This is a genomic window from Leclercia sp. M-A074-M (assembly GCF_965195605.1).
Lineage (GTDB): Bacteria > Pseudomonadota > Gammaproteobacteria > Enterobacterales > Enterobacteriaceae > Enterobacter.
The window spans coordinates 103644-129503 of sequence record NZ_CBDAHM010000009.1 but is presented as its reverse complement, the minus strand read 5'-3'; the positions used below and the strand labels follow the sequence as shown (position 1 = coordinate 129503).

Genomic DNA, 25860 nt, shown 5'->3' with positions numbered 1-25860 from the left:
GAATTAAATCTTTGTTGCAGCAAACGCCCCATAAAACCGGAAAAAGGTACGCAAAAATCAACCGGAATGCGGAAAAAGTGTGACAAAGGCTACGTCACGAAGCGGCGACGTGTATAATAAGCCCGTATGTAGGACTTCAACGCTATCAACATACAAAGACTCTCATGGCTCAAGGCACGCTTTATATTGTTTCTGCCCCAAGTGGCGCGGGTAAATCCAGCCTGATTCAGGCGCTGTTAAAAACCCAACCGTTGTACGATACGCAGGTTTCTGTTTCTCACACCACGCGCGCGCCGCGTCCGGGTGAAGTACACGGTGAACACTATTTCTTTGTCGATCACGATGAATTCAGAACGATGATTGGCAGAGATGCGTTTCTTGAACACGCTGAGGTCTTCGGTAACTATTACGGCACCTCGCGTGAAACCATCGAGCAAGTGCTGTCGACCGGCGTAAACGTATTCCTGGATATCGACTGGCAGGGCGCGCAGCAGATTCGCCAGAAAATGCCCGATTCACGCAGCATTTTTATTTTGCCGCCATCGAAAGATGAGCTGGATCGCCGTCTCCGTGGCCGCGGCCAGGATAGCGAAGAGGTTATCGCAAAACGTATGGCCCAGGCAGTTGCGGAAATGAGCCATTACGCCGAATATGATTACCTGATTGTGAATGATGATTTTGACGCCGCCCTGAGCGATCTCAAAACTATCCTTCGCGCCGAACGTCTGCGTATGAGCCGCCAGAAGCAGCGACATGACGCATTAATCACCAAACTGTTGGCAGACTGAACCCACATTCAGTATCATGCCCAGTCATTTCTTCATCTGTGGAGCATTTTAAGTATGGCACGCGTAACTGTTCAGGACGCTGTAGAGAAAATTGGTAACCGTTTTGACCTGGTGCTGGTCGCCGCGCGTCGCGCTCGTCAGATGCAGTCAGGCGGTAAAGATCCACTGGTACCGGAAGAAAACGATAAAACTACCGTTATCGCACTGCGCGAAATCGAAGAAGGCCTGATCAACAGCCAGATCCTCGATGTTCGTGAGCGCCAGGAGCAGCAAGAGCAGGAAGCCGCAGAACTGCAGGCCGTTACCGCCATTGCTGAAGGTCGTCGTTAATTAAACCTGCGGGTCGCCCTTGTATCTGTTTGAAAGCCTGAATCAACTGATTCAAACCTACCTGCCGGTAGATCAGATTAAACGTCTCCAGCAGGCGTATCTCGTTGCACGTGACGCTCACGAGGGTCAGACACGTTCAAGCGGTGAACCCTATATCACGCACCCGGTAGCGGTGGCCTGTATTCTGGCCGAGATGAAACTCGACTATGAAACACTGATGGCCGCCCTGCTGCATGACGTGATCGAAGACACCCCTGCCACCTACCAGGATATGGAACAGCTGTTTGGCAAAAGCGTTGCCGAACTGGTGGAAGGGGTCTCTAAGCTTGACAAGCTGAATTTCCGCGACAAGAAAGAGGCGCAGGCCGAAAACTTTCGCAAGATGATCATGGCGATGGTGCAGGATATCCGCGTCATTCTGATCAAACTTGCCGACCGTACCCACAATATGCGCACGCTGGGCTCGCTTCGCCCGGACAAACGTCGCCGTATTGCCCGTGAAACCCTCGAAATCTACAGCCCACTGGCGCACCGTTTAGGTATTCATCACATTAAAACCGAGCTGGAAGAGCTGGGTTTTGAAGCGTTGTACCCGAACCGCTTCCGTGTGATCAAAGAGGTGGTGAAAGCCGCGCGTGGCAACCGTAAAGAGATGATTCAGAAGATCCTCTCGGAAATCGAAGGGCGTTTGCAGGAAGCCGGTATTCCCTGTCGCGTCAGCGGTCGCGAAAAGCATTTGTACTCTATCTACTGCAAAATGGTGCTTAAAGAGCAGCGTTTTCACTCGATCATGGATATCTACGCCTTCCGCGTGATCGTTCATGACGCCGACACCTGTTATCGCGTGCTCGGTCAGATGCACAGCCTCTATAAGCCGCGTCCGGGCCGAATGAAAGACTATATCGCCATTCCAAAAGCGAACGGATATCAGTCTCTGCACACCTCGATGATTGGCCCGCACGGCGTGCCGGTTGAGGTGCAAATTCGTACCGAAGATATGGATCAGATGGCGGAGATGGGTGTTGCCGCGCACTGGGCCTACAAAGAGCACGGCGAAACCAGCACTACCGCGCAAATCCGCGCCCAGCGCTGGATGCAGAGCCTGCTGGAGCTGCAGCAGAGCGCCGGTAGCTCGTTTGAATTTATCGAGAGCGTTAAATCCGATCTCTTCCCGGATGAGATTTACGTTTTCACACCAGAAGGGCGCATTGTCGAGCTGCCTGCTGGTGCCACGCCGGTCGACTTCGCCTACGCCGTGCATACCGATATCGGTCATGCCTGCGTGGGGGCACGTGTCGACAGGCAGCCTTACCCGCTGTCACAGCCATTGACCAGCGGCCAGACGGTGGAAATCATTACTGCCCCAGGCGCGCGTCCGAACGCGGCGTGGCTCAACTTCGTCGTAAGCTCGAAAGCACGCGCCAAGATCCGCCAGCTGCTGAAGAACCTCAAACGCGATGACTCCGTCAGCCTGGGTCGCCGTCTGCTCAACCACGCGTTGGGTGGCAGCCGCAAGCTGGCTGAAATCCCGAAAGAGAGCATTCAGCACGAGCTGGAGCGTATGAAGCTCGCCTCGCTTGATGACCTGCTGGCAGAGATCGGTCTTGGCAACGCGATGAGCGTGGTGGTGGCGAAGAACCTGCAGCAGGGCGAAACCTCTGTGCCGCAGCCGTCATCAACCAGCCATGGGCACCTGCCGATCAAGGGCGCCGACGGCGTACTGATCACCTTTGCCAAGTGCTGCCGCCCTATCCCTGGCGATCCGATTATCGCCCACGTCAGCCCGGGTAAAGGTCTGGTTATCCATCACGAATCCTGTCGTAACATCCGCGGCTACCAGAAAGAGCCAGAGAAGTTTATGGCGGTCGAGTGGGATAAAGAGACCGAGCAGGAATTTATCACCGAGATCAAGGTAGATATGTTCAACCACCAGGGCGCGCTGGCGAACCTGACCGCGGCGATCAATACCGCCTCTTCCAATATTCATAGCCTGAATACGGAAGAGAAAGATGGCCGGGTCTACAGCGCCTTTATTCGTCTGACCGCGCGGGACCGTGTGCATCTGGCGAATATCATGCGTAAAATCCGCGTGATGGCTGACGTCATTAAAGTCACCCGTAACCGAAACTAGTTTTATGAATTCAACGCGTTATGCCCGGATCTGCGAAATGCTCGCCAGGCGTCAGCCCGATCTGACGGTGTGCATGGAGCAGGTGCATAAACCTCATAACGTTGCTGCTATCGTCCGTACCGCTGATGCCGTCGGCGTGCATGAAGTGCACGCCGTCTGGAAGGGGACGCGGATGCGTCCTATGGCCTCGGCTGCCGCAGGCAGCAACAGCTGGGTACAGGTCAAAGCCCACGACACTATTGGCGAAGCCATTTCGCATCTGAAAGGGCGCGGCATGCAGATTCTGGCGACCCACCTTTCCGACAAAGCCGTCGATTTCCGTGAAATTGATTACACCCGCCCGACCTGCATTCTGATGGGTCAGGAGAAGACGGGGATCACCCAGGAAGCCTTAGATCTGGCGGATCAGGACATCATCATTCCGATGATCGGCATGGTGCAGTCGCTGAACGTCTCCGTGGCCTCCGCCCTCATTCTGTATGAAGCCCAGCGTCAGCGGCAAAATGCCGGGATGTACAAACGCGAGAACAGTATGCTGCCGGACGATGAGCAGCAGCGCCTGCTGTTTGAAGGCGGTTATCCGGTGCTGGCCAGAGTGGCGAAGCAGAAAAAATTACCGTACCCCCACGTGAATCTGCAGGGCGAGATTGAAGCCGATGCGACGTGGTGGGCGACGATGCAGGCGGCGAAGTAAATTATGCAGGGCCGTCTGCTGGATGCTGTGCCGCTCAATTCCCTGACGGGTGTTGGCGCAGCCCAGAGCAGCAAACTGGCGAAAATTGGCCTGCATACCGTGCAGGATCTCCTCCTGCACCTCCCCCTGCGTTACGAAGACCGCACTCAGCTTTACCAGATTGGTGAACTCCTGCCTGGCATTTACGCCACCGTTGAAGGCGAAGTCCTGAACTGCAACATCACCTTCGGCGGTCGCCGGATGATGACCTGCCAGATCAGCGACGGCTCCGGCATCCTGACGATGCGCTTTTTTAACTTCAATGCGGCAATGAAAAACAGCCTCGCCACTGGACGACGGGTGCTGGCCTATGGCGAAGCCAAACGCGGGAAATATGGCGCGGAGATGATCCACCCGGAGTACCGCGTGCAGGGCGATCTCAGCACGCCGGAGATGCAGGAGACGCTGACGCCGGTCTATCCGACCACCGAAGGCGTTAAGCAGGCGACGCTGCGCAAGCTGACCGATCAGGCGCTGGAGCTGCTGGACACCTGTGCCATTGCCGAACTTCTGCCGCCGGAGCTGGCGCAGGGGATGATGAGCCTGCCGGATGCGTTGCGTACTCTCCATCGCCCCCCGCCCTCACTGCTGTTGAGCGATTTAGAGAGCGGGCAACACCCGGCGCAGCGACGTCTTATTCTCGAAGAGCTACTGGCGCACAACCTGAGCATGCTGGCGCTGCGCGCCGGGGCACAGCGTTTTCACGCCCTGCCGCTCCCGGCCCGTAACGATTTAAAAGAGAGGCTTCTGGCCTCGCTGCCGTTTAAACCCACCGGGGCGCAGGCCCGCGTCACCGCCGAGATCGAGCATGATATGGCGCTGGACGTACCGATGATGCGCCTGGTGCAGGGCGACGTAGGCTCGGGCAAAACGCTGGTGGCCGCCCTGGCCGCATTACGCGCCATTGCCCACGGCAGACAGGTCGCCCTGATGGCGCCTACCGAACTGCTGGCCGAACAGCACGCCAACAATTTCCGCGCCTGGTTTGCACCGCTCGGCGTGGAGGTGGGCTGGCTTGCCGGTAAACAAAAAGGTAAAGCGCGACAGGCACAGCAGGAGGCGATTGCCAGCGGTCAGGTGCAGATGATTGTCGGCACCCATGCCATCTTCCAGGAACAGGTGCAGTTCCACGGTCTGGCGCTGGTGATTATCGACGAGCAGCACCGTTTTGGTGTGCATCAGCGTCTGGCGCTGTGGGAGAAAGGTCTCCAGCAGGGTTATCATCCGCACCAGCTGATCATGACCGCCACGCCCATTCCCCGCACCCTGGCGATGACCGCCTATGCCGATCTCGATACCTCCGTTATCGACGAGCTGCCCCCGGGCCGCACGCCGGTGACCACCGTCGCCATCCCGGATACGCGCCGCAGCGACATCATCGATCGGGTGCGCAACGCCTGCCTGCAGGAAGGGCGTCAGGCCTACTGGGTCTGTACCCTGATTGAAGAGTCCGATCTGCTGGAAGCGCAGGCGGCAGAAGCCACGTGGGAAGAGTTAAAGCTGGCCCTGCCGGAGCTGAACGTCGGGCTGGTGCATGGCCGGATGAAACCTGCGGAAAAACAGGCGGTGATGCAGGCCTTCAAGCAGGGCGAACTGCATCTGCTGATTGCCACCACGGTGATTGAAGTGGGGGTGGACGTGCCTAACGCCAGCCTGATGATCATCGAAAACCCGGAACGTCTGGGTCTGGCGCAGCTGCACCAGCTGCGTGGCCGCGTCGGACGTGGCGCGGTGGCCTCGCACTGCGTATTGCTCTATAAAGCCCCGCTGTCGAAAACAGCGCAAAAACGTTTGCAGGTGTTACGCGACAGCAATGACGGCTTTGTGATTGCGCAACAGGATCTGGAGATCCGTGGGCCGGGAGAGTTGCTCGGCACCCGTCAGACCGGTAACGCCGAGTTTAAAGTAGCAGATTTGATGCGCGATCAGGGCATGATCCCCGAAGTTCAGCGTCTGGCACGCCATATTCATGAACGCTACCCCGAACAGGCGGCAGCGTTAATCGATCGCTGGATGCCAGAGACCGGGCGTTACTCGAACGCCTGATCAGCCGAAGATAGGCAGCATCAGATAGAGCTTAATCACGATCGCGTTGACGATATCAATAAAGAACGCCCCCACCATCGGCACCACCAGAAACGCCATATGCGACGGACCGAAACGCTCGGTAATGGCCTGCATGTTGGCGATCGCCGTCGGCGTGGCCCCCAGACCAAAGCCGCAATGGCCGGCCGCCAGCACCGCCGCATCGTAGTTTTTACCCATCATCCGCCAGGTAACGAACATGGCGTACAGCGCCATAAACAGGGCCTGCACGATCAGGATCGCCAGCATTGGCAGCGCAAGCGAGGCCAGCTCCCACAGCTTCAGGCTCATCAGCGCCATCGCCAGGAACAGCGACAGGCAGACGTTGCCCAACACCGACACCGCCCGCTCAAAGACGCGATAAAAGCCCATCAGGGCCAGGCCGTTGCTGAGGATCACCCCCACAAACAATACGCAGACAAAGACCGGCAGCTCCAGCACGGTGCCAGCCAGCAATTGCGCAATCACCTTGCCCACCGTCAGGCAGATGGCGATCAGGGCGATGGTTTCAATCAGCACCAGGGAGGTGATCATGCGTCCGACGTCCGGCTTTTCAAATGCCGATGGCGTCAACTCATCGTCCGGGCAGCCATTCGGGTTGGTGGAGCGCTTCACCAGAAAGCGCGCGACCGGTCCGCCGATCAGGCCGCCCAACACCAGCCCGAAGGTGGCGCAGGCCATTGCCACTTCGGTGGCATTCTGGAAGCCATAGCGTTCAACAAACAGCTTGCTCCAGGCCGCGCCGGTACCGTGACCGCCCGACAGGGTAATCGAACCGGCCAGCAGGCCCATCAGTGGGTCCAGCCCCAGCAGCGACGCCATGCCGATGCCGATGGCGTTCTGCATCACCAGCAGACCGACCACCACAATTAAGAACACCCCAAGCACCTTCCCGCCTGCCCGCAGGCTGGAGAGGTTGGCGTTCAGGCCGATAGTGGCGAAAAAGGCCAGCATCAGCGGGTCTTTTAAGGTCATATCAAAGTTGATTTCCCAGCCCATGCTTTTTTTCAGCACCAGCAGCGCGATGGCGGCCAGCAATCCGCCCGCAACGGGCTCCGGGATGGTGTATTTTCTGAGGAAGGGAACGCTGTGAACCAGTTTACGGCCAAGCAGTAAAACGAGAGTTGCCGCAACGAGGGTCGACAACGTATCGAGATGAATCATAGTGGGCTCCTTTTAAGGCACGTGCTCCATCAACATGCGCGTTTTCCTGTAACGTTTGCGTGTTATAAGCGCAATCGGGAGCAGGAGTGTAATGAACTTTGCCGCATCAGGACAGAAAAAGCCGTCCTGGACGGGTGAATTTATCAACGTTTTTTGTTAGCAATCGTTTGCTTTTCTCATCCACTCGGCTAAAATGCCCGCTTTTCCTCCAGGGGTTTGCAGCAGATGTCCGTTAACGCCATTGAACAGCAGGATGCGCAACCGATTGCGCAGACGCAAAACAGTGAACTGATTTACCGTCTTGAAGACCGTCCGCCGCTGGCGCAGACCTTGTTTGCCGCCTGTCAGCATCTGCTGGCGATGTTTGTGGCCGTTATTACCCCCGCTCTGCTGATCTGCCAGGCTCTCGGTTTACCGGCGCAGGACACCCAGCACATTATCAGCATGTCACTGTTTGCCTCGGGCGTGGCCTCCATCATTCAGATTAAAGCCTGGGGGCCGGTGGGCTCCGGTCTGCTGTCGATTCAGGGTACCAGCTTTAACTTTGTTGCCCCGCTGATCATGGGCGGTACGGCACTGAAAACCGGCGGCGCGGATGTGCCTACCATGATGGCGGCGCTGTTCGGCACCCTGATGCTGGCAAGCTGCACCGAGATGGTGATCTCCCGCGTTCTGCACCTGGCGCGCCGCATTATTACCCCGCTGGTCTCCGGCGTAGTGGTGATGATTATCGGCCTGTCGCTGATTCAGGTGGGTCTGACCTCCATCGGCGGCGGCTACGCGGCGATGAACGACCACACCTTCGGCGCCCCGAAAAACCTGCTGCTGGCGGGCATCGTGCTGGCGATCATTATTCTGCTTAACCGTCAGCGTAACCCGTACCTGCGCGTCGCCTCGCTGGTGATCGCCATGGCGGCAGGCTACCTGGCCGCCTGGGCGATGGGCATGCTGCCGCAGTCTGTTGCGCCGACCGACAGCCCGCTGATCATGGTGCCGACGCCGCTCTACTACGGCCTGGGCATTGACTGGAGCCTGCTGCTGCCGCTGATGCTGGTGTTTATGATCACCTCGCTGGAAACCATCGGCGACATTACCGCGACCTCTGACGTCTCTGAGCAGCCGGTCTCTGGCCCGCTGTATATGAAGCGCCTGAAAGGCGGCGTGCTGGCAAACGGTCTGAACTCGTTTGTCTCCGCCGTGTTCAACACCTTCCCGAACTCCTGCTTCGGCCAGAACAACGGCGTGATCCAGCTGACCGGCGTTGCCAGCCGCTACGTGGGCTTTGTCGTGGCGCTGATGCTGGTTTTACTGGGCCTGTTCCCGGCGGTGAGCGGCTTTGTGCAGCACATTCCTGAGCCGGTCCTGGGCGGCGCAACGCTGGTGATGTTTGGCACCATCGCGGCATCGGGGGTGCGTATCGTCTCCCGCGAGCCGCTGAACCGCCGCGCTATCATGATCATCGCCCTGTCGCTGGCGGTGGGTCTGGGTGTTTCTCAGCAGCCGCTGATCCTGCAGTTTGCCCCGGACTGGGTGAAGAACCTGCTCTCTTCCGGCATCGCCGCCGGTGGGATCACCGCTATCGTCCTGAACCTGATTTTCCCGCCAGAAAAGAACTGATCTCCCTTTACGGCAGCAGGCAACTGCTGCCGTGACACGTAATTACACCATTCCCGCCTTGAGCATTGCGTATAAATCGTGCATAACTCCTTTATGTTCGTTTTACGTGATGGAAGACCATGAAATTTATTGGAAAGCTTCTCGTCGGTATTCTGGCCGTTCTGCTTATTGCGATCCTCGCGCTCTATATCCTTGTACAAACGCGCTGGGGCGCGGCGCAGGTCAGCAGCTGGATCACGGTAAACACCGATTACGAACTCAATTTCGACCTGATGGATCACCGTTTCTCGTCGCCCACGCACCTGGTGCTGAAAAACGTCACATTCGGGCGCGACGGCCAACCCGCGACGCTGGTCGCCAAAATGGTGGATATCGGCGTGAGCAGCCGTCAGCTCACCGATCCGCTGCACATGGATACCATCACCCTGTTTGACGGCACGCTGAACCTCTCGCCCCAGACCGCTCCGCTCCCCTTCCAGGCCGATCGCCTGCTGTTAAACAACATGGCGTTTAACAGCCCGAATACCGAATGGGATCTGAGCGCCCAGAAGGTGACCGGCGGCGTGCGTCCCTGGGACCCCGAAGCGGGCAACGTGCTGGGGAAAAAAGCGCAGATCCAGATCAGCGCCGGGTCGCTGACGCTGAACGGCGTCCCGGCCAGCAACGTGCTGATTGAAGGTGAACTGAACGGTAAAGAGGTGGTGCTGACCACCATCGGCGCAGATATGGCCCGGGGCTCGCTCACCGGCACCGCGCGTCGCGACGCCAACGGCGGCTGGAAGGTGGACAATATGCGCCTGAACGATATCCGCCTGCAGAGCGATAAATCCCTTGCCGACTTCTTCGCCCCCATCACCACGCTGCCGTCGTTGCAGATTGGCCGCCTGGATGTGACCGACGCCCGCCTGCAGGGGCCGGACTGGGCGGTCACCGATCTCGATTTAAACCTGCGCAACCTGACCCTGAGCCAGGGCGACTGGCAGAGTGAGGATGGCCGCCTGTCGATGAACGCCAGTGAGTTTATCTACGGTTCACTGCATCTGTTCGATCCCATCCTGAACGCTGAATTCTCCCCGCAGGGGATCGCCCTGCGCCAGTTTACCTCACGCTGGGAAGGCGGGATGGTACGCACCTCCGGCAACTGGTTGCGCAGCGGTAAAGCACTGATGCTGGATGATGTCGCCGTCGCCGGGCTGGAATACACCCTGCCGGAAAACTGGAAAACACAGTGGATGACGACCCTGCCGGAGTGGCTGCACAGCGTCACGCTGCGCAAATTTGGCCTGAGCCGTAACCTGGTGATCGATGTCGACGCCACCTTCCCGTGGCAGATCACCGCCCTCGACGGTTATGGCACCAACCTGCAACTGGCGAAAGATCGCGAGTGGGGAGTCTGGTCAGGCACTGCCACCCTGAACGGCGCGGCCGCCACCTTTAACCGCGTGGACGTGCGCCGTCCGTCGCTGTCGCTCTCGGCTAACGCCTCGACCATCTCCATCAGCGACCTGAGCGCCTTCACGGAGAAAGGCATTCTGGAAGCGAAGGCCAGCGTGTCGCAGACCCCGGTGCGCCAGACTACCGTTAATCTGACCGGGCGCGGCGTGCCGTTGAACATTATCCAGCAGTGGGGCTGGCCAGCGCTGCCGGTGTCCGGCGACGGCAATCTTCAGCTCACCGCCAGCGGCAATGTGCAGAAAGATTCCCCGCTGAAACCGACGGTCAACGGCAGGCTGAATGCGGTAAATATGGATAAGCAACAGGTGACCCAGACGATGACGGGCGGGGCGGTAAATACGGTGGCACCACCACCCGCACCATAATGTGGGCCCGGTAAGCGCAGCGCCGCTGGGCATCAGACCGCACTGCATTGCCGGGTGAAGGCTTCGCCTTACCCGGCCTACACAACCTACAGCCTGCGCGACCCGTAGGCCCGGCAAGCAACGCGCCGCCGGGCATCAGACCGCACTGCATTGCCGGATGGCGGCTTCGCCTTACCCGGCCTACAAAACCCACAGCCTGCACGATCCGTAGGCCCGGCAAGCGCAGCACCACCGGGCAACAGACCGCACTGCATTGCCGGGTGACGGCTTCGCCTTACCCGGCCTACAAAACCCACAGCATGCACGACCCGTAGGCCCGGCAAGCAACGCGCCGCCGGGCTTTTCCAGACAACTCAGAGGTGAACCACCACCTCATCCCCTTCGGCTTTCACCACCACGCCCCACTCGCTACCGATGTTGGATGCGCCTTTCACGCCGCTAATCTGCGGCACATTGCGCAGGCAGACCGTCCAGTTCCGCGCCTCGCCGCTCCCTTTCAGGGTGACGGTATCGCCGCTGCGCGTCGCGGTCAGGGTAAAGGCCACATCACCGTTCGCCGCAGGGACTTCGCATATTGCCGTGGCGCCATCGGCCAGGTTAAACAGCTGGAAGGCGGTGCCTTCGTTCCAGGCGTAGTCCGGTTTCTGGTCGTTGTTACCCAGCGCCAGCAGGGTGTTATCGCGCACGTAGACCGGCAGGCTCTGGAAATCGTGCTGCTGTTTGTGCCAGCGGCTGCCCTGCACTTCGTCGTTATGCCACAGGTGCGTCCAGCGCCCTTCCGGGAGGTAAAACTGCACGTCACCCGCCTCGCTGAATACCGGCGCAACCATCACCGCATCCCCCAGCATATACTGACGATCGAGATAGTCGCAGGCCGGATCGTCCGGGAACTCGAGCATCATCGCGCGCAGCATCGGCGTGCCGAACTCGCGGGCCAGCGCCGCCTGGCGATAGAGGTACGGCATCATCCGGCATTTCAGCTGGGTAAAGTGGCGCACCACATCACAGGACTCGTCATCATACGCCCACGGCACCCGGTAGGATTTGCTGCCATGCAGGCGGCTGTGGCTGGAGAGCAGCCCGAACGCGCACCAGCGCTTATAGACGTGCGCCGGGGCGGTGTTTTCGAACCCGCCGATATCGTGGCTCCAGAACCCAAATCCGGAGAGCCCAATCGACAGCCCACCGCGCAGGCTTTCGGCCATCGATTCGTAGTTGGCGTAGCAGTCGCCGCCCCAGTGAACCGGGAACTGTTGCGCCCCCACCGAGGCCGAGCGAGCGAACAATACCGCCTCTTCCTCGCCCACCGTCTCTTTCAGCACGTTCCACACCAGTTCGTTATAAAGGTAGGCGTAATGGTTGTGCATTTTCTGCGGATCGGAACCGTCGAACCACTGCACGTCGGTCGGGATGCGCTCGCCGAAGTCGGTTTTGAAGCAGTCGACGCCAATATCCACCAGGCCTTTCAGCTTATCGGCGTACCAGGCACAAGCTTCCGGGTTGGTGAAGTCGTAGATCGCCAGCCCCGGCTGCCATTTGTCCCACTGCCACAGGGAGCCATCCGGACGTTTCAGCAGATAGCCCTTCTCTTTCAGCTCTTTAAATACGGGTGATTTCTGCCCGATGTAGGGGTTGATCCACACGCAGACCTTGAGCCCTTTCTCCTTCAGGCGGCGGATCATCCCTTCCGGGTCCGGGAAGGTAACCGGGTCCCACTCGAAGTCGCACCACTGGAAGGCCTTCATCCAGAAACAGTCGAAGTGGAAGACATGCAGGGGCAGGTCGCGCTCCGCCATGCCGTCGATAAAGCTGTTCACCGTCGCTTCGTCGTAGTTGGTGGTGAACGAGGTGGTGAGCCACAGCCCGAACGACCACGCTGGCGGCAGCGCCGGACGCCCGGTAAACCGCGTATAGCGGTTCAGCACCTCTTTCGGCGTCGGGCCGTCGATGACGAAGTACTCCAGATATTCACCCTCGACGCTAAACTGCACTTTCGACACCTTCTCGGAGCCGATTTCAAACGAGACGTTTTCCGGGTGGTTCACCAGCACGCCGTAGCCGCGGTTTGTGAGGTAGAACGGGATATTTTTGTATGACTGCTCGGTGCTGGTGCCGCCGTCGCGGTTCCAGGTCTCGACCGTCTGGCCGTTGCGTACCAGGGCGGTAAAACGCTCGCCCAGGCCATAGACGGTCTCCCCTACGCCCAGATCCAGACGCTCAAACATATAGTTGCGATCGGTATTGCCGTCCTGCACGTAGCCGTTGTTTTTCAACTGGCTGCCGGTGATGCGCTGCCCGTCGCGGAAGAAATCCAGCGACCAGAACTCGCCTTTGGTGACGCGCACGCTGATATTGCCGCTTTTCAGCCCGGCAAACTCCGCGTTGTTTTCAATCTGCACGTTAACGTCTTTCAGGACGTTGAGCGGGTAGTGCGGGCCGTTATTCAGCGCCCCCTGGAAGTGCTCGATACGCACCCCGACAATCCCCTCCTGCGGCGCAAACAGGCGCACGGTGAACATCAGGGTGTCGAGCTGCCAGGTGCGCTCGCGCACGTCGCGTGGCGCCACATAGACCACCAGGTCGTTGCCCTGCTGCTCCACATCGAATACCTGAACCGGATAGGTCACGTTCAGACCCGGTTGAATTAGCCAGTTTCCATCACTGATTTTCATGCTTTCGTCCTCTTAGTTCTGCAATTCTTTGCTGACCGGCAGGGTGTTAAATTCCTGCTCGTTACGTCGCGCGCCCTGCGCCAGATCGTTCATGATTTTGACCAGGAATGGCGTCTTCAGGCTGTAGTAGCGTTTGGCAATCACCGCGCTCAGCAGGTAGCAAGCGGCGGGTACCAGGGTAAACAGGGCGATGATAATGCTGATGGTGGCGCTGTTCTGGGTTTTTGCTGCGGCATCGTAGCCGCCGCCAGCCAGCATCCAGCCGATTAACGCCCCGCCCAGCGCCAGACCCAGCTTGAGCACGAACAGCGTGCCCGCAAAGCTGATGCCGGTGAGGCGTTTGCCGTTGGTCCACTCGCCGTAATCGACGGTGTCGGACATCATCACCCACTGGATCGGGGTCACCAGCTGGTGCAGCACGCCAATCACGAAGATAAAGCCGAACATGATGATGCTGGCCTGCATCGGCACGAAGAACATCGCCACGCTCGCCACCGCCAGCAGGGCATTGGTCCACCAGAAGACGCTGACTTTGCATTTCCAGTCGGTGAGCGGTTTCGCCATCGCGGAGCCAATCAGGTTGCCGACGCAGTAGGTGGTGAGGAAGGCGACAAACAGCTCCGGCGAGCCCATGATCCAGGTGACGTAATACATCATCGCCCCGCCGCGCACGCAGACCGCCAGAATGTTGAGGATGGTAAGCAGCCCGACGATGCGCCACTGGTCGTTCTTCCAGATGTCGCGCAGATCTTCGCGCATGGAGGTGGTGCTCGGCGGAACCTGGATGCGCTCTTTGGTGGTGAAGAAGCAGAACGCCAGCATCAGGAACGCCACCACCGACAGCACCGCGATACCGCCCTGGAAGCCGAGTGCTTTATCCTCGCCGCCAATCATATTCACCAGCGGCATCATCAGTACCGTGGAGAGCATGCCGCCCGCCGTCGCCAGCACAAAGCGCCAGGACTGGAGGGAGATACGCTGCGTTGGGTCATTGGTGATCACCCCACCCAGGGCGCAGTACGGGATGTTGACCACGGTATAGAGCACGGTCAGCAGGGTGTAAGTGACAGCGGCGTAGATCATTTTACCGTTCAGGCTGAGGTCCGGCGTGGTGTAGGCCAGCACGCAGACCAGACCAAACGGGATCGCCCCGAACAGTATCCACGGGCGGAACTTACCCCAACGGCTGCGGGTGCGGTCGGCTATCAGCCCCATGCAGGGGTCGGAGACAGCATCCAGCGCACGCGCCAGCAGGAACATGGTGCCGACAAACCCGGCGGGGATACCGAAGATATCGGTATAGAAAAACATCATGTAGAGCATAACGTTGTCGAAAATGATGTGACTTGCGGCGTCACCCATGCCGTAACCAATTTTCTCTTTGACGGATAAGACTTCGCTTTTCATTGTTTTTCCTTCACGCGTAGGGCGCTGAGACCGGTTACATTTTTTGTAAACCATTCACCCACGGGCAGGTATTGCGTTTTCTGGTTACTTTTTTACGTTTCTTGTTTTTTGTGATCGCGGTAAAAGTGCGGAGGCGGAAAATGTAAGCTGAGGATTTTCTTAAGGTTTACGCTGGCGGCATAACACAGGTCAAAAAAGGAGTGAAATAAGTGAGGGAAAAGATGGGGTAAATGATTGAAAGTAGCTATAATGCGCCCCGCCTCCATGTAGCAATCGAGGCGCGGAAGATCGTCATCTCCGGTGAGGTGGCTGGACTTCAAATCCAGTTGGGGCCGCCAGCGGTCCTGGGCAGGTTCGACTCCTGTGATCTTCCGCCAAAATTGCTGTTTTAGATCCCTTTTTTAATTCTATATAGATCATCTATGTGATGGTCATCACTTTAATTAGCTTAAAATTTTTATAATCATCTCATTTCAACTCCCAAATAATAAATGAGATCGTTATGCAACATATTCAAAAGGAACATCTTTCGCCTTTTTTCTCGATTCTAGTTGGCCTAAATAAATCATATTGTGCAGCTGAAATTTTGCATGAAGCAGTGATGAAAGTCATAAACAAAGAAATTTATAATGAAGGGGAGATACAAGAGTATTTAACTTCATCTGAAATCATTAACGAAGCTTCAGTATTCATTACACCTTATTCAATAAGTAAAACCCCGAGCTGGACTAAAAGAAGCGATATACAAGATATAGAAAACCATGTTGTGTTAACAGTATCCTTAGGGAAATATGCTGCCTTTTATTTTTCTGAGAAAGGCATGAAAGACTCTGTCAGATCATTTTTTAAAAGCCCCTCCTTAGAAAAACTACATCCTGTAGAAATATCGCATCTAAATCACCTTTTCATTAATGAAGATAACATTAAAATGCTTTGGCTTTTAGGAATACATGGAAAGAACACCTTTAAAGCAGACTCCAAAGTTTTAGGAGGAAATAGCGTAGCAGAATCTTTAGATCCTCTTGAAGATCAATCTTATATGATGTCTGCAGTCCGTACTGAAATCGGAAAAAATAATAAAACTATCGGGCTCAATCCTTTTAAATCATCAATTTGGAGAGGTCCATGTAAGGATTGGGAAACATTTGAAAAAAACGTCATTGAAATTTTGGATACATTAAACTCAAATAACCAAAATAATTCAACACCTATAAGTATTTTAGCGAGTCCTATTAATGACCTCAATGGTGTCAAAGATGCCTATGATTTTTCGGTAATAGATCCTGATTTCGTCCCATATGAAATGAGTACTACCAAAATTGATTTACTAAGAAAAATAAGCTCAAAATATAAAACTGAAGTTATACCCATATTAAACTCATCTTTTTCTCTTAAAGTCTATTATGAAAATGTATTTTGTGGAGATATCAATGTAAAATTAATAATTAAAGAATATGAAATTAGCTTCTCCATTGATAGCCAAAACCCCGTGGCGCAGAAAAAAGAAATACTTAATAACTATGCAAAAGTGCTTAAATATCCTGAACTAATAAAATGCTGGTATGAATCCGGGCATGCTATAGTAAACTCTTGGATATTTAAGACTGACTATAAAGATGTAATTTATAATGGATTTATTTGGGCTGATTTTGAAAACTTTGATATATGCCAAGAGAAGCCATTAGTCTCGGGCATGCTTGACTTGTCAAATATAGGAATGCAAAAATCACTTTTTTGCTGGGTTAAAAATCGCTGGAATAGTCGTTGGGATTCCATAGAAAAATTCAATACTACAGAGAAACCCACAGGATGGTTATATTGTGATGATGGTGCTGGTGAAAAAGCCGATTTTATTCATATTGATGACTACAATGATAAGACTATAGTATCTTTAATTCATATTAAAGCGGCTAATAGTGACAGTAATAAAAGAAGAGTATCCGTAGGAGCTCATGATATTGTATTAAGCCAAGCCGTTAAAAATTTAAGATATTCGAACCGTAAGAATCTCATTCAGGACCTCACCGAAAGAGCCAGTACCTCTCAAAACAAAATGTGCTGGCAAGAAAATAAGCCAATACAACCTTCTGATTTTATTACAAAACTATCGTCATTGAATACAAATCCAAACAAACTTAAAACAAGAGTAATTGTCATACAACCCCATACAATCAAAAGCTATTACACACAGTTACAAGGCAATAACATTAAAAGGCAGTTAGATGTATTATTGGTAAGTTCGGATAATGCTATTAAATCATCAGGCGCAGAGTTTCATATTATTGGTTTTAACGATGACTGATTCATATACCATTTCTTAACCTTTAGGTTCGATTCCTTTGGTTCGCAAAGCCTCCCTCGCCAGTTCTTTCAGCCAGCTAGCGAGGCTCACCCCTTCCTTAGCCGCCACAGCATCCAATTGCTCCTTCAATGCCGGATCAATACGCATTTTAAACTGCGGGGATTGCCCACCGCCTTTTGGTTTTTTTTCGCGCGCTATGATTGACATGGGGCCACCTATCCATCTAATCTGAACCATATAGGAGGCCACCTAAACCTCCAATTTTATCAACGCCCCAGTGTGCAGGAACACACGGGAGCGTCTAACCTCACCAACTATCAAGGAGTTGATTATGGCTGATTCGCATTCTACCCCAGACACTACCGCAACCGGAACTGAGCGTACATTAATTGTGGGATATCGCCCGCAAGGTCGCGATCGCAGTACGCCAAACCTGATCCTTTCCGGCAAATGGCTGCGTGCGGCGGGATTTGATACCGGAGATAAAGTCACAGTGAAAGTCATGGATGGCTGCATCGTTGTGATGTCGCACAACCCGCATGAGAAGGCACTTCTCACCGAATTAAAGCAGGCGCAGCAGAAGCTGAAAGGGATTGAAGGGGCGCTGTCCATGGTGTAATCACAGGCTGATCACCTGATTATTACTTAACCTGTAAGTCAGGCTTACAGGTTCGGCAGACGCGAAACCAAAGCAGATATGCAGTTGTTCAGCAAAACCGAACAACTGCCGCAGCCCGTAACCTTCATCTCAAACCCATCACCAGGCAAAAATCAGAATTTTATAAACAAAGACTGGCAAGCGGCCAGTAAATAGCCCGGTATACTCACGACGATACAAATCAGAATGAGTGCCAGACATGAAAACAATAGCTAATGTCAAAATTAAATGCTTATCGTTCCTGACTCTTATATTACTTTCAGCCTGCCATCACGCTTTCGCGGCCAAAATGACAGGCTTTGCGGAACAATATTACCGGGATGACCTCTCTTCCCAAGAAGTTGTATCACAACAGCCTATCTCTCCCACCATTACTATCGGCACCAAAGCCATACAAATGGAGGCGACTTCCCTGACGGATATTGCTGACATACCTATTCAGACAGACAGCTCTGCTCACTGGCTCTGCCTGCATTCAAAAGAGGGTATAAATTATTGGTTTATTTCCGATAATGAAATGGGGAGGGGGTTACTCACTGCTATTGCGATAGCTAAAGACGGCAATCATAAAGAGTGTGTGGCATCGCCAGAATCCATTCGCGTTTCCATAGGGAAGATATCTTTGCTTGATACCACTCGTCAGGATATCGCTCAGTCATTTGGAAATAATGAGGTTATAAAAAAGGAGGCTGTTCTTTTCTATCAGGATACCCCCGTTCAGGAGGGATTTACCCAAAGCAATACCGTCTCTTATTCCTTCGACGGTGAGAAAGTGCGTGGCGTGATCGTGGGGCAAATTACGAGTAACTGATCGGCTTCAGGAAAGGGTTAAGGGGTTATTTCCCCTCCCCCCATAGGGGCGAAGGGGTAGTACGCGCTTTAATTAACCCTTATAGCGCATATGCAGCAGCGGAAACGGATTCCCCTGCCCGTCCCGCTCCGTTCGCCCGACCTGCTCAAACCCCATATAGCGATAAAACCCAACCCCCTGCGGGTTCTGCTCATTCACATCCACTTCATTGGCGCCAAAGTGTTCAATGGCGTGCCTCAGCAGCAGCGTGCCGACGCCTTTCCCCCGGCTCGCATCATCAACAAACAGCATTTCAATGCGGTTCTCATCCACACCTAAAAAGCCATGAATGACGCCGGTTTCATCCCGCGCAATAACAACGGTTAAGTTCGGTAAATAGGCGTTAAGCAATAACGGGCGTAATGTCGCGATATCGCTCTCCTGCAAAAAGTGGTGAGTGGCGCGAACGGAAGACTCCCAGATCGCGACAAGACGGTCAAATTGTGAGGGGAATGCGGATTCGATTTTCATGATGCGAGCATGGTCGAAAAACGAATCTACATCAAGCAACAGCACGTGCATTTATAAGTTGTAGCTTATACATTCCCTAGTATAAGCTACAACTTATCAAGGATGACAACATGTGGACGGTAATCTTAGGAGAAGTGTTTGAAGCGTGGCTGGAAGATCAAGAACAAGGCGTTCAGGAAAAGGTATTTGCAGCTCTCATAAACCTGCAAACCTATGGTCCCCGCCTTCCACGTCCCTATGCCGATACAGTCAGAGGCTCGCGACATAACAATATGAAAGAATTACGTATTCAATATTATGGCCGTCCGATTCGTGCATTTTTTGCTTTCGATCCCGTGCGTCAGGCTATTGTGCTTTGCGCAGGCGATAAAAGTCATGACAAAAAATTCTATGAACGACTCATTCGTATTGCAGATGATGAATTTTCGGCTCACCTGGCAGCAATGGAGACAAGAAATTGAAAACCTTGAATGAAGCGATCGCTTCGCGTTCCCCTGAAAGCCAAAAACGCATCAAAGAAATGGCCGACGAAATGATTCTGGAAACGGGCCTGCAAATGATGCGCGAGGAACTGAAATTATCGCAAAAACACGTTGCGGAAGTGATGGGCATCAGCCAGCCCGCTATCACCCAACTTGAGCAGCGTGGCAATGAACTGAAAATCACCACGCTAAAACGCTATATCGAGGCGATGGGCGGTAAACTAAGCCTGGATGTTGAACTCCCGAACGGAAAACGCGTGGCGTTTCACATTTAGTCAATTCCTGGCGAGCCAGTCCTTTTTATCCCTCTCCCCACAGGAGAGGGCGGCATCAGCGGGTCCGCTTTTACCGCCCCGGAAAGCACGATATTTACTGCTTAACCCATACCAGCTGATCGACCCGGAAGCCCAGGCTGCGCGCGGTATTGAGGTAATCCTCTTTCACCGCATCCGGAATGGTCGGAGTGCGCGACAAGAGCCACAGGTAGTCGCGGTTCGGGCCGCTGACCAGCGCGTACTGGTAATTATCGTCCAGCTTGATGACGTTATACCCGCCGTAGAACGGGCCGAAGAACGAAACCTTCAGCGCGGCGGTGGTCGGCGCGCCGGTGAAGGAGGCTCTCCCCTCGCTCTCGTTCCACTTGCGTTTCACCGGATCGTATCCGCGGTTGATGACGCTGATCTGCCCGTCGCTGCGCTTGCCGTAGGTGGCGGTAACCTGCTCCAGACCACGTTCGAAGCGGTTTTCCAGGCGGGCGACTTCGTACCACTTGCCGAGATAGCGGCTGGCGTCAAAGTTGGTTATCGGCTGCACGCCTTTCGGCGGCGTAGGGGATTTACAGGCAACCAGGGTCAGCGCAATGGCGACACCGGTCACAACAGGCCATAGTTTCATGAGAGCTCCTTTCATTTGCGCGTCTGGATGTAAAGTGTAGTGCACCGCTCTGGTGCTTCATCCCGCAGGCAAATATTCGTAGTATATTGAGATTAATCCTTTCCTTCGGACGCAGACATGGCCTACTCCATCGGCGAATTCGCCAGACTCAGCGGGATCACCGCCACCACCCTGCGGGCGTGGCAGCGCCGCTACGGTTTACTCAAGCCGCAGCGCACGGAGGGCGGCCATCGCCAGTACAGCGAGGAGGATGTCCAACAGGCGCTGAAAATCCTCGACTGGGTGAAAAAAGGCGTCCCGATTGGCCAGGTGAAGCCGCTGCTGGAGCGCCCTGCTCCGAGCCGTACCAATAACTGGCAAACGCTGCAACAGAACATGCTGGACCGTCTGCAGGCGGGCAAAATCGAATCCTTGCGCCAGATGATTTACGATGCCGGCCGCGAGTACCCCCGGCCAGAGCTGGTCGCGAAGGTGTTACGCCCCCTGCGCAGCCAGGTCTCGGCGAACGTTCCCGCCGCCATGACCCTGCGCGAGATCCTCGACGGCATCATCATCGCCTATACCTCGTTTTGCCTTGAGAGCGACAAAAAAGCGCCGGGCGACAACCTTCTGCTCAGCGGCTGGCACCTGAACGACCCGTGTGAAATCTGGCTTGAAGCCCTGGCGCGCACCGGCCAGGGCCATCGAATCACCCTCCTGCCCATTCCCCCTGCCGCGCTGGCACCGGAGATCTTCCCGGACCGCAAGTGGCTGTTGGTCACCAGCGGTAAGCTCAATGCCGCGCGCAAAAGGCAGGTTGAGCAGTGGCAGCAGCAGGTTTCCCTTGAGGTGATTATCCTCCGATGATTTTCTCCTGCGGGAATTGTCACGAAAAGTTGAATATTTTCCCGCGCAGCAAATGCTAACGTTTTCCTGTGACTTACTACTCCACAGGAAAACCCAATGAAAAAAAGTGTCCCTCTGCTGATCCTGGCCTCTATGGCCTTTGCTCCTGTCGCCTTTAGCGCCCCTGTCGGTACGCTGAGCGTGCATATTCTTGACCAGCAAACCGGTACGCCGCCGCCGGGCGTCAGCGTCACGCTGGAAAAACAGCAGCAGGACAAATGGACCCCTGTTGCCAGCGGCAAAACCGACCAGGATGGCCGCATCAAGTCGCTCTATCCAGACGATCAGGACATGCAACCTGGCGTCTATAAAGTGACGTTTAAAACCGCAGAGTACTTCCAGGCGAATAAGCTGCAGTCATTCTTCCCCGAGATCCCGGTGCTGTTTACCGTGACCCGCACCAACGAGAAGCTGCACATCCCTCTGCTGCTCAGCCAGTACGGTTACTCGACCTATAAGGGCAGCTAAAAATCGTTGATATTTATACACATTAAAAAATAGTTTCGCCAATACTTGGACAAAATAGTCAAGTTGTGTAACTTTTAGATATAGGCTCTGGAGGTACACACCATGACAACGAAACCTGTACTGGGTATTAGCGGATGTTTAACCGGTTCCGCCGTTCGCTTCGACGGCGGTCATAAGCGTATGGGCTTTGTCATGGATGAGCTGGCCCAGTGGGTCAACTTCAGGCCCGTCTGTCCGGAAATGGCTATTGGTCTGCCGACGCCTCGTCCGGCGCTGCGTCTGGTTCTGACCGACAGCGGTGAGACGCAGATGCGGTTCAGCAAAGCGCTTCACGAAGACGTTACGCAGAAGATGGCCGATTTTGCGGCGGGTTATCTGCCAAAAATCGGCGATCTTGCTGGCTTTATCGTCTGTGCCAAATCCCCCAGCTGCGGCATGGAACGCGTGCGGCTTTATGATGAAAACGGCAACCGGGGCCGCAAGGAGGGTGTCGGGCTGTTCACCGCTGCGCTCCTTGAAACCTGGCCATGGTTACCGGTGGAGGAGGATGGACGCCTGCACGATCCGGTACTGCGGGAGAATTTTGTTGAGCGCGTCTTTGCCCTTCACGAACTGAACACCCTGCGCGCCAATGGTCTGACGCGCCGCGCGCTGCTGGACTTCCACAGTCGTTACAAACTCCAGCTGCTGGCCCATCATCAGGCAGGCTACCGGGAGATTGGCCCGTTCGTCGCTTCGCTGCACGAGTGGGAAGATCTGAACGCTTTCTTCGAGGCGTACCGCGAAAAGCTGATGGCGATCCTGAAGCAACCCGCCTCGCGCAAAAACCACACTAACGTCCTGATGCATATTCAGGGCTATTTCCGTAACCAGCTTAACAGCCGCCAGCGCGGCGAACTGCGCGACGTGATCCTGCATTACCGTGACGGATTACTGCCTATTCTCGCCCCGCTCACGCTGCTGAAGCACTATCTGGCGGAATACCCTGACCAGTACCTGATGACGCAAAACTACTTTGATCCCTACCCGGATGATTTAGGTCTGCGTCTCGCTGTAGCCTGAAATTCACAATGCGAAGGCCCCATTGACCCCGAGAGGCCCAAAGCAGTACCCCGTTTAGACGACACCCTCACTGTCGTCTTTTTTTTGCAGTTTGCTTAAAATACTGTAACTTTATACAGGTTTAAGCCGCAAAAGGGTCTGCCCATGATCAACACCCTGCACATTCAAAACTACCGTTCGATTCGCGACATGTCGCTGGATCTGGAGCAGCTCAATATCGTTTTCGGCCCGAACGGCAGCGGAAAATCGAATATCTATAAAGCCATCCACCTGATGCACAGCGCGGCGCAGGGGCAGTTTTCCCAGGCGCTGGCGAATGAAGGCGGCATTCTGAAGGTGTTCTGGGCAGGCAAAACCCGCAGCGACCAGCTGCGGCGGATGAATCTGGCGGTGGAAACCGAAACTTACGAGTATGAACTGCAGGTGGGTTTTGTCGAAAAGCTGCCTTATCCCTCGCAGTTTCAGCTCGATCCGGTCATCAAAGAGGAGTCCATCTGGCTGAGCGGCCATCAGCGGCGTCCCTCCGCACGCCTGATGCAGCGCAAAAACCAGACCGTGTTTCTGAATAATGTTCATCACGAGAAGGTGACCCACAGCGGCACCCTGTATGAGAACGAATCGGTCTTCGGCCAGCTCGGCGAGCCGCACCTCTACCCCGAGGTGTCGCAGATGCGCGAATCCCTGCGTAACTGGCGTTTTTATCATGAGTTTTCTGTCTCATCCGGTTCGGCGATGCGCGCCCCGCAGGTGGGGTTCCGTTCGCCAGTGCTGGCCAGCGACGGCGCAAACCTGGCGGCCGCGTTTCAGACTATCGTCGAGATTGGTGACGAGATGCTGCTGATGCGTATTCTCGACCAGGCTTTCCCCGGCTGCGTCTTTTACAGCGACAATACGGGCGGACGTTTCCGGATGATGATGCAGCGCGAAGGCTTAAGCCGGCCGCTGGAGCCCGCAGAGTTTTCCGACGGCACGCTGCGTTTTCTCTGTCTGGCGGTGGCCCTGCTCAGCCCGCGCCCGCCCGCTTTTATCGCCCTCAACGAACCGGAAAACAGCCTGCATCCGCAGATGCTGCCTGCTCTGGCTAGCCTGATTGCTGAGGCCAGCCGCTATTCGCAGATCTGGCTCACCAGCCACTCGCCGGAGCTGGCGAACCTGATTGAGAAGCATCGATCGTTTTCGCTGTATCAGCTGTCGATGGTGGAAGGCGAGACGAGAATGGCGCGGCTGGGGTAAATGCCGGATGGCGCTACGCTTATCCGGCCTGGGCCTGCGTGCGGAAGGTTTTGCGCCACTCCGCCGGGCTGACGCCAAAGCGGGCCTTAAACTGCTGACGCCAAGTTACGGCTGAGAGATAGCCCACCTGCTCTGCCACCGCCTCTATCGGCAGATTGCTGCTCTCCAGCAACAGCTGGCTACGCCGCAGGCGTTCGGCGGTGATCCACGAGGCCACACTCATCCCGGTGGCTTTCATAAAATGGCGGGTCAGGGTGCGGCGACTCATCGCCACGCTCTCTGCCAGCGCATCCAGGCTGAGCGGCTGGCTGATATTACGCTGGAGATAGTCGATCAGGTAGTTGATCCGCGCATCGCGGGTGGTTTCCGGCACCGGCTGGGCGATAAACTGCGCCTGCCCGCCCTCGCGGTGGGGCGGCACGATCATCCGCCGGGCAATCTGGTTGGCCACCACGCCGCCAAAGCGCTGACGGATAATGTACAGGCAGCAGTCCAGCGCGGCGGCGGTACCGGCAGAGGTGATGATGCGGTCGTCATCAACGTACAGCGCGTTGATATCGAGCTGCACGTTCGGGAAAAGCGTCTGAAACTGGCGTTCGAACTCCCAGTGGGTTGCCGCGCGTTTGCCGTCCAGGATACCGGCATAGCCGAGAACAAATGACCCCAGACAGAGCCCGACGATCTCCGCCCCGTGGTCTTTGGCCTGCACCAGGCTGTCGAGCAGCGCCTGCGGGGGACGCGCCAGTACGTGTTGCCAGTAAGGCACCACCACGATATCGGCCTGCCCGATGGCAGAATAATCCTGCGTTGCGTTGAGCGCGAAGCCGTCAGGCGAGGTCAGGAGTCCGGGCTTTTCGGCGCAGATCGTCACATTAAAACGCTTTTTACCGGAAACGGTATCCCCAAACAGAATGCAGGGGACGGAGTAGTGGAACGGGCTGAACCCGTCCACGGCGACAATGGCAACGTGAGTAAGCGGCATTGATCTCTCCTTTCCCCTGATTGCCTCAGAATATAACGGATTCACCGTCCTGAGGAATGCTCAGCACGTCGCTGACCTGATTATCCTCTGCATACTGGCGCAACGCGCTGCGGGTCAGCAGGCAGTGGTTGATGGCCTCCATATGGACCGCCACAATTTTCGCCTGCGGTAGCAGGAAGTGGATATTCAGCACATCCTCCTGACCCATGATGATCGGCCCAAACCCGATCACGTGGGCATAACCGGCGTTGATGACCACCACATCCGGCTGATGTTTTTGCAGGTCGGTTGCTACCGCCTCGCGCCAGATCGTATCCCCAACAATGCAGAGCGTCTTTTCGTCAGGATGACGAAACACCACGCCGCAGGCTTCGCCCAGCCGCTCCGCCAGCTCCGGCACCGCATAGGCGCGATCGGTACCGTGCTGGCCGCCGTCGGTTTTACTTAGCTGGATATCGCCAAACGGGCTGTTGTCCGTCAGCACGCTGAGTTGGGTGAAGCCCTGGCTGCGCAGCAGCTGCGCGTCATCTTCGTTCTGCACGAAGATCGGTTTGTCTTTGGCGATCCGCTCGATGGCGTACTGATCCCAGTGATCGGGGTGGGTATGGGTTACGATAACGGCATCGACATCCAGCAGGGTTTCAATCGCACAGGGCAGTTCCACCATCGGGTTGCGGATCGCCTCCCGGGCAGTGCCCGGAAAGCCGGGGTAAGTCCCTTTAGGTGCCAGCATCGGGTCAACCAGAAAGCGCTTTCCGGCATAGGTGATAAGCTGTGTCGCGTTACGAATGTGGGTGATGTTCATGAGCTCTCCTCCGGTCTGTAT

At 55.5% G+C, this 25860-nt stretch carries 24 protein-coding genes and 1 tRNA gene; 17 read left to right on the top strand and 8 right to left on the bottom strand.

Features of this window, described 5'->3' with window-relative positions:
• Window positions 1-164 precede the first annotated feature (164 nt).
• From gmk to recG, 5 genes are read left to right on the top strand one after another with little or no spacing between them, the layout of a single operon-like run.
• Window positions 165-788, top strand: a complete 624-nt coding sequence (gene gmk, locus ACOKCT_RS18420) for a guanylate kinase (RefSeq protein WP_103177697.1) — start codon at window positions 165-167, stop codon at window positions 786-788.
• A 54-nt stretch (window positions 789-842) separates the two neighbouring features.
• Window positions 843-1118: a DNA-directed RNA polymerase subunit omega gene (rpoZ, locus tag ACOKCT_RS18415; protein WP_039030179.1), complete on the top strand. Its 276-nt coding sequence runs from the start codon at window positions 843-845 to the stop codon at window positions 1116-1118.
• A gap of 19 nt (window positions 1119-1137) precedes the next feature.
• Window positions 1138-3249 (top strand): bifunctional GTP diphosphokinase/guanosine-3',5'-bis pyrophosphate 3'-pyrophosphohydrolase, encoded by a 2112-nt coding sequence (spoT, locus tag ACOKCT_RS18410; protein ID WP_103177696.1) that lies wholly within the window; start codon window positions 1138-1140, stop codon window positions 3247-3249.
• 4 nt (window positions 3250-3253) lie between these two features.
• Entirely contained in the window at window positions 3254-3943 is a 690-nt protein-coding gene (gene trmH, locus ACOKCT_RS18405; RefSeq protein ID WP_159340416.1) for a tRNA (guanosine(18)-2'-O)-methyltransferase TrmH, read from the top strand.
• A gap of 3 nt (window positions 3944-3946) precedes the next feature.
• The gene (recG, locus tag ACOKCT_RS18400) at window positions 3947-6028 is read left to right on the top strand and encodes an ATP-dependent DNA helicase RecG (RefSeq protein WP_159340417.1); all 2082 of its coding nucleotides are present in this window, start codon (window positions 3947-3949) and stop codon (window positions 6026-6028) included.
• Here the strand turns inward: recG and gltS are convergent, their stop codons facing one another.
• The gene (gltS, locus tag ACOKCT_RS18395) at window positions 6029-7231 is read right to left on the bottom strand and encodes a sodium/glutamate symporter (protein ID WP_156653678.1); all 1203 of its coding nucleotides are present in this window, start codon (window positions 7229-7231) and stop codon (window positions 6029-6031) included.
• A gap of 225 nt (window positions 7232-7456) precedes the next feature.
• Here gltS and ACOKCT_RS18390 point away from each other — a divergent pair, with 225 nt between their 5' ends.
• Together ACOKCT_RS18390 and ACOKCT_RS18385 are read left to right on the top strand one after the other, a co-directional pair.
• The gene (locus ACOKCT_RS18390) at window positions 7457-8848 is read left to right on the top strand and encodes a nucleobase:cation symporter-2 family protein (RefSeq protein ID WP_159340418.1); all 1392 of its coding nucleotides are present in this window, start codon (window positions 7457-7459) and stop codon (window positions 8846-8848) included.
• Window positions 8849-8967: 119 nt separating this feature from the next.
• Window positions 8968-10668, top strand: a complete 1701-nt coding sequence (locus tag ACOKCT_RS18385) for an AsmA family protein (RefSeq protein WP_420193760.1) — start codon at window positions 8968-8970, stop codon at window positions 10666-10668.
• 353 nt (window positions 10669-11021) lie between these two features.
• Here the strand turns inward: ACOKCT_RS18385 and yicI are convergent, their stop codons facing one another.
• Together yicI and ACOKCT_RS18375 are read right to left on the bottom strand one after the other, a co-directional pair.
• On the bottom strand, window positions 11022-13340 hold the full coding sequence (yicI, locus tag ACOKCT_RS18380) for an alpha-xylosidase (RefSeq protein ID WP_420193759.1): 2319 nt from the start codon (window positions 13338-13340) through the stop codon (window positions 11022-11024).
• 12 nt (window positions 13341-13352) lie between these two features.
• The gene (locus ACOKCT_RS18375) at window positions 13353-14747 is read right to left on the bottom strand and encodes a glycoside-pentoside-hexuronide family transporter (protein WP_420193758.1); all 1395 of its coding nucleotides are present in this window, start codon (window positions 14745-14747) and stop codon (window positions 13353-13355) included.
• A 282-nt stretch (window positions 14748-15029) separates the two neighbouring features.
• Between ACOKCT_RS18375 and ACOKCT_RS18370 the strand changes: the two genes are divergently transcribed.
• Together ACOKCT_RS18370 and ACOKCT_RS18365 are read left to right on the top strand one after the other, a co-directional pair.
• Window positions 15030-15124, top strand: a tRNA-Sec gene (locus tag ACOKCT_RS18370).
• A gap of 125 nt (window positions 15125-15249) precedes the next feature.
• On the top strand, window positions 15250-17049 hold the full coding sequence (locus tag ACOKCT_RS18365; RefSeq protein WP_420193757.1) for a hypothetical protein: 1800 nt from the start codon (window positions 15250-15252) through the stop codon (window positions 17047-17049).
• Between the two features lie 15 nt (window positions 17050-17064).
• Here the strand turns inward: ACOKCT_RS18365 and ACOKCT_RS18360 are convergent, their stop codons facing one another.
• Window positions 17065-17256, bottom strand: coding sequence for a toxin-antitoxin system HicB family antitoxin (locus ACOKCT_RS18360; protein WP_420193756.1), 192 nt, complete (start codon window positions 17254-17256; stop codon window positions 17065-17067).
• Window positions 17257-17380: 124 nt separating this feature from the next.
• Here ACOKCT_RS18360 and ACOKCT_RS18355 point away from each other — a divergent pair, with 124 nt between their 5' ends.
• Both ACOKCT_RS18355 and ACOKCT_RS18350 read left to right on the top strand, forming a co-directional pair.
• Window positions 17381-17668 (top strand): SymE family type I addiction module toxin, encoded by a 288-nt coding sequence (locus ACOKCT_RS18355; protein ID WP_420193755.1) that lies wholly within the window; start codon window positions 17381-17383, stop codon window positions 17666-17668.
• A gap of 238 nt (window positions 17669-17906) precedes the next feature.
• A complete protein-coding gene (locus ACOKCT_RS18350; protein ID WP_420193754.1) occupies window positions 17907-18518 on the top strand; it encodes a hypothetical protein in 612 nt (203 codons plus the stop codon).
• A gap of 72 nt (window positions 18519-18590) precedes the next feature.
• Here ACOKCT_RS18350 and ACOKCT_RS18345 read toward each other — a convergent pair whose 3' ends face one another.
• Window positions 18591-19028, bottom strand: coding sequence for an acetyltransferase (locus ACOKCT_RS18345; protein WP_263950102.1), 438 nt, complete (start codon window positions 19026-19028; stop codon window positions 18591-18593).
• Window positions 19029-19138: 110 nt separating this feature from the next.
• Between ACOKCT_RS18345 and ACOKCT_RS18340 the strand changes: the two genes are divergently transcribed.
• Complete coding sequence (locus ACOKCT_RS18340; protein WP_103177685.1) at window positions 19139-19489, top strand: type II toxin-antitoxin system RelE/ParE family toxin; 351 nt, start codon at window positions 19139-19141, stop codon at window positions 19487-19489.
• On the top strand, window positions 19486-19785 hold the full coding sequence (locus ACOKCT_RS18335; protein ID WP_103177684.1) for a helix-turn-helix domain-containing protein: 300 nt from the start codon (window positions 19486-19488) through the stop codon (window positions 19783-19785). Before ACOKCT_RS18340 ends, ACOKCT_RS18335 begins: the two co-directional genes overlap by 4 nt.
• A 94-nt stretch (window positions 19786-19879) precedes the next feature.
• Here the strand turns inward: ACOKCT_RS18335 and ACOKCT_RS18330 are convergent, their stop codons facing one another.
• The gene (locus ACOKCT_RS18330) at window positions 19880-20404 is read right to left on the bottom strand and encodes a lipocalin family protein (protein ID WP_103177683.1); all 525 of its coding nucleotides are present in this window, start codon (window positions 20402-20404) and stop codon (window positions 19880-19882) included.
• Window positions 20405-20521: 117 nt separating this feature from the next.
• Between ACOKCT_RS18330 and ACOKCT_RS18325 the strand changes: the two genes are divergently transcribed.
• The 4 genes from ACOKCT_RS18325 to ACOKCT_RS18310 all read left to right on the top strand — a co-directional run bounded on the left by ACOKCT_RS18325 (window position 20522) and on the right by ACOKCT_RS18310 (window position 24052).
• Complete coding sequence (locus ACOKCT_RS18325) at window positions 20522-21250, top strand: MerR family transcriptional regulator (RefSeq protein WP_420193753.1); 729 nt, start codon at window positions 20522-20524, stop codon at window positions 21248-21250.
• A 96-nt stretch (window positions 21251-21346) separates the two neighbouring features.
• On the top strand, window positions 21347-21757 hold the full coding sequence (gene uraH / locus ACOKCT_RS18320) for a hydroxyisourate hydrolase (RefSeq protein WP_269775957.1): 411 nt from the start codon (window positions 21347-21349) through the stop codon (window positions 21755-21757).
• Window positions 21758-21859: 102 nt separating this feature from the next.
• The gene (locus ACOKCT_RS18315; protein ID WP_420193752.1) at window positions 21860-22819 is read left to right on the top strand and encodes a YbgA family protein; all 960 of its coding nucleotides are present in this window, start codon (window positions 21860-21862) and stop codon (window positions 22817-22819) included.
• Between the two features lie 144 nt (window positions 22820-22963).
• A complete protein-coding gene (locus ACOKCT_RS18310) occupies window positions 22964-24052 on the top strand; it encodes an AAA family ATPase (protein WP_159340366.1) in 1089 nt (362 codons plus the stop codon).
• 19 nt (window positions 24053-24071) lie between these two features.
• On the opposite strand, the gene ACOKCT_RS18305 is transcribed toward ACOKCT_RS18310, so the two are convergent.
• Together ACOKCT_RS18305 and ACOKCT_RS18300 are read right to left on the bottom strand one after the other, a co-directional pair.
• On the bottom strand, window positions 24072-25034 hold the full coding sequence (locus ACOKCT_RS18305) for a GlxA family transcriptional regulator (protein WP_214421462.1): 963 nt from the start codon (window positions 25032-25034) through the stop codon (window positions 24072-24074).
• Between the two features lie 25 nt (window positions 25035-25059).
• On the bottom strand, window positions 25060-25839 hold the full coding sequence (locus tag ACOKCT_RS18300; protein WP_214421461.1) for an MBL fold metallo-hydrolase: 780 nt from the start codon (window positions 25837-25839) through the stop codon (window positions 25060-25062).
• Window positions 25840-25860 lie beyond the last annotated feature (21 nt).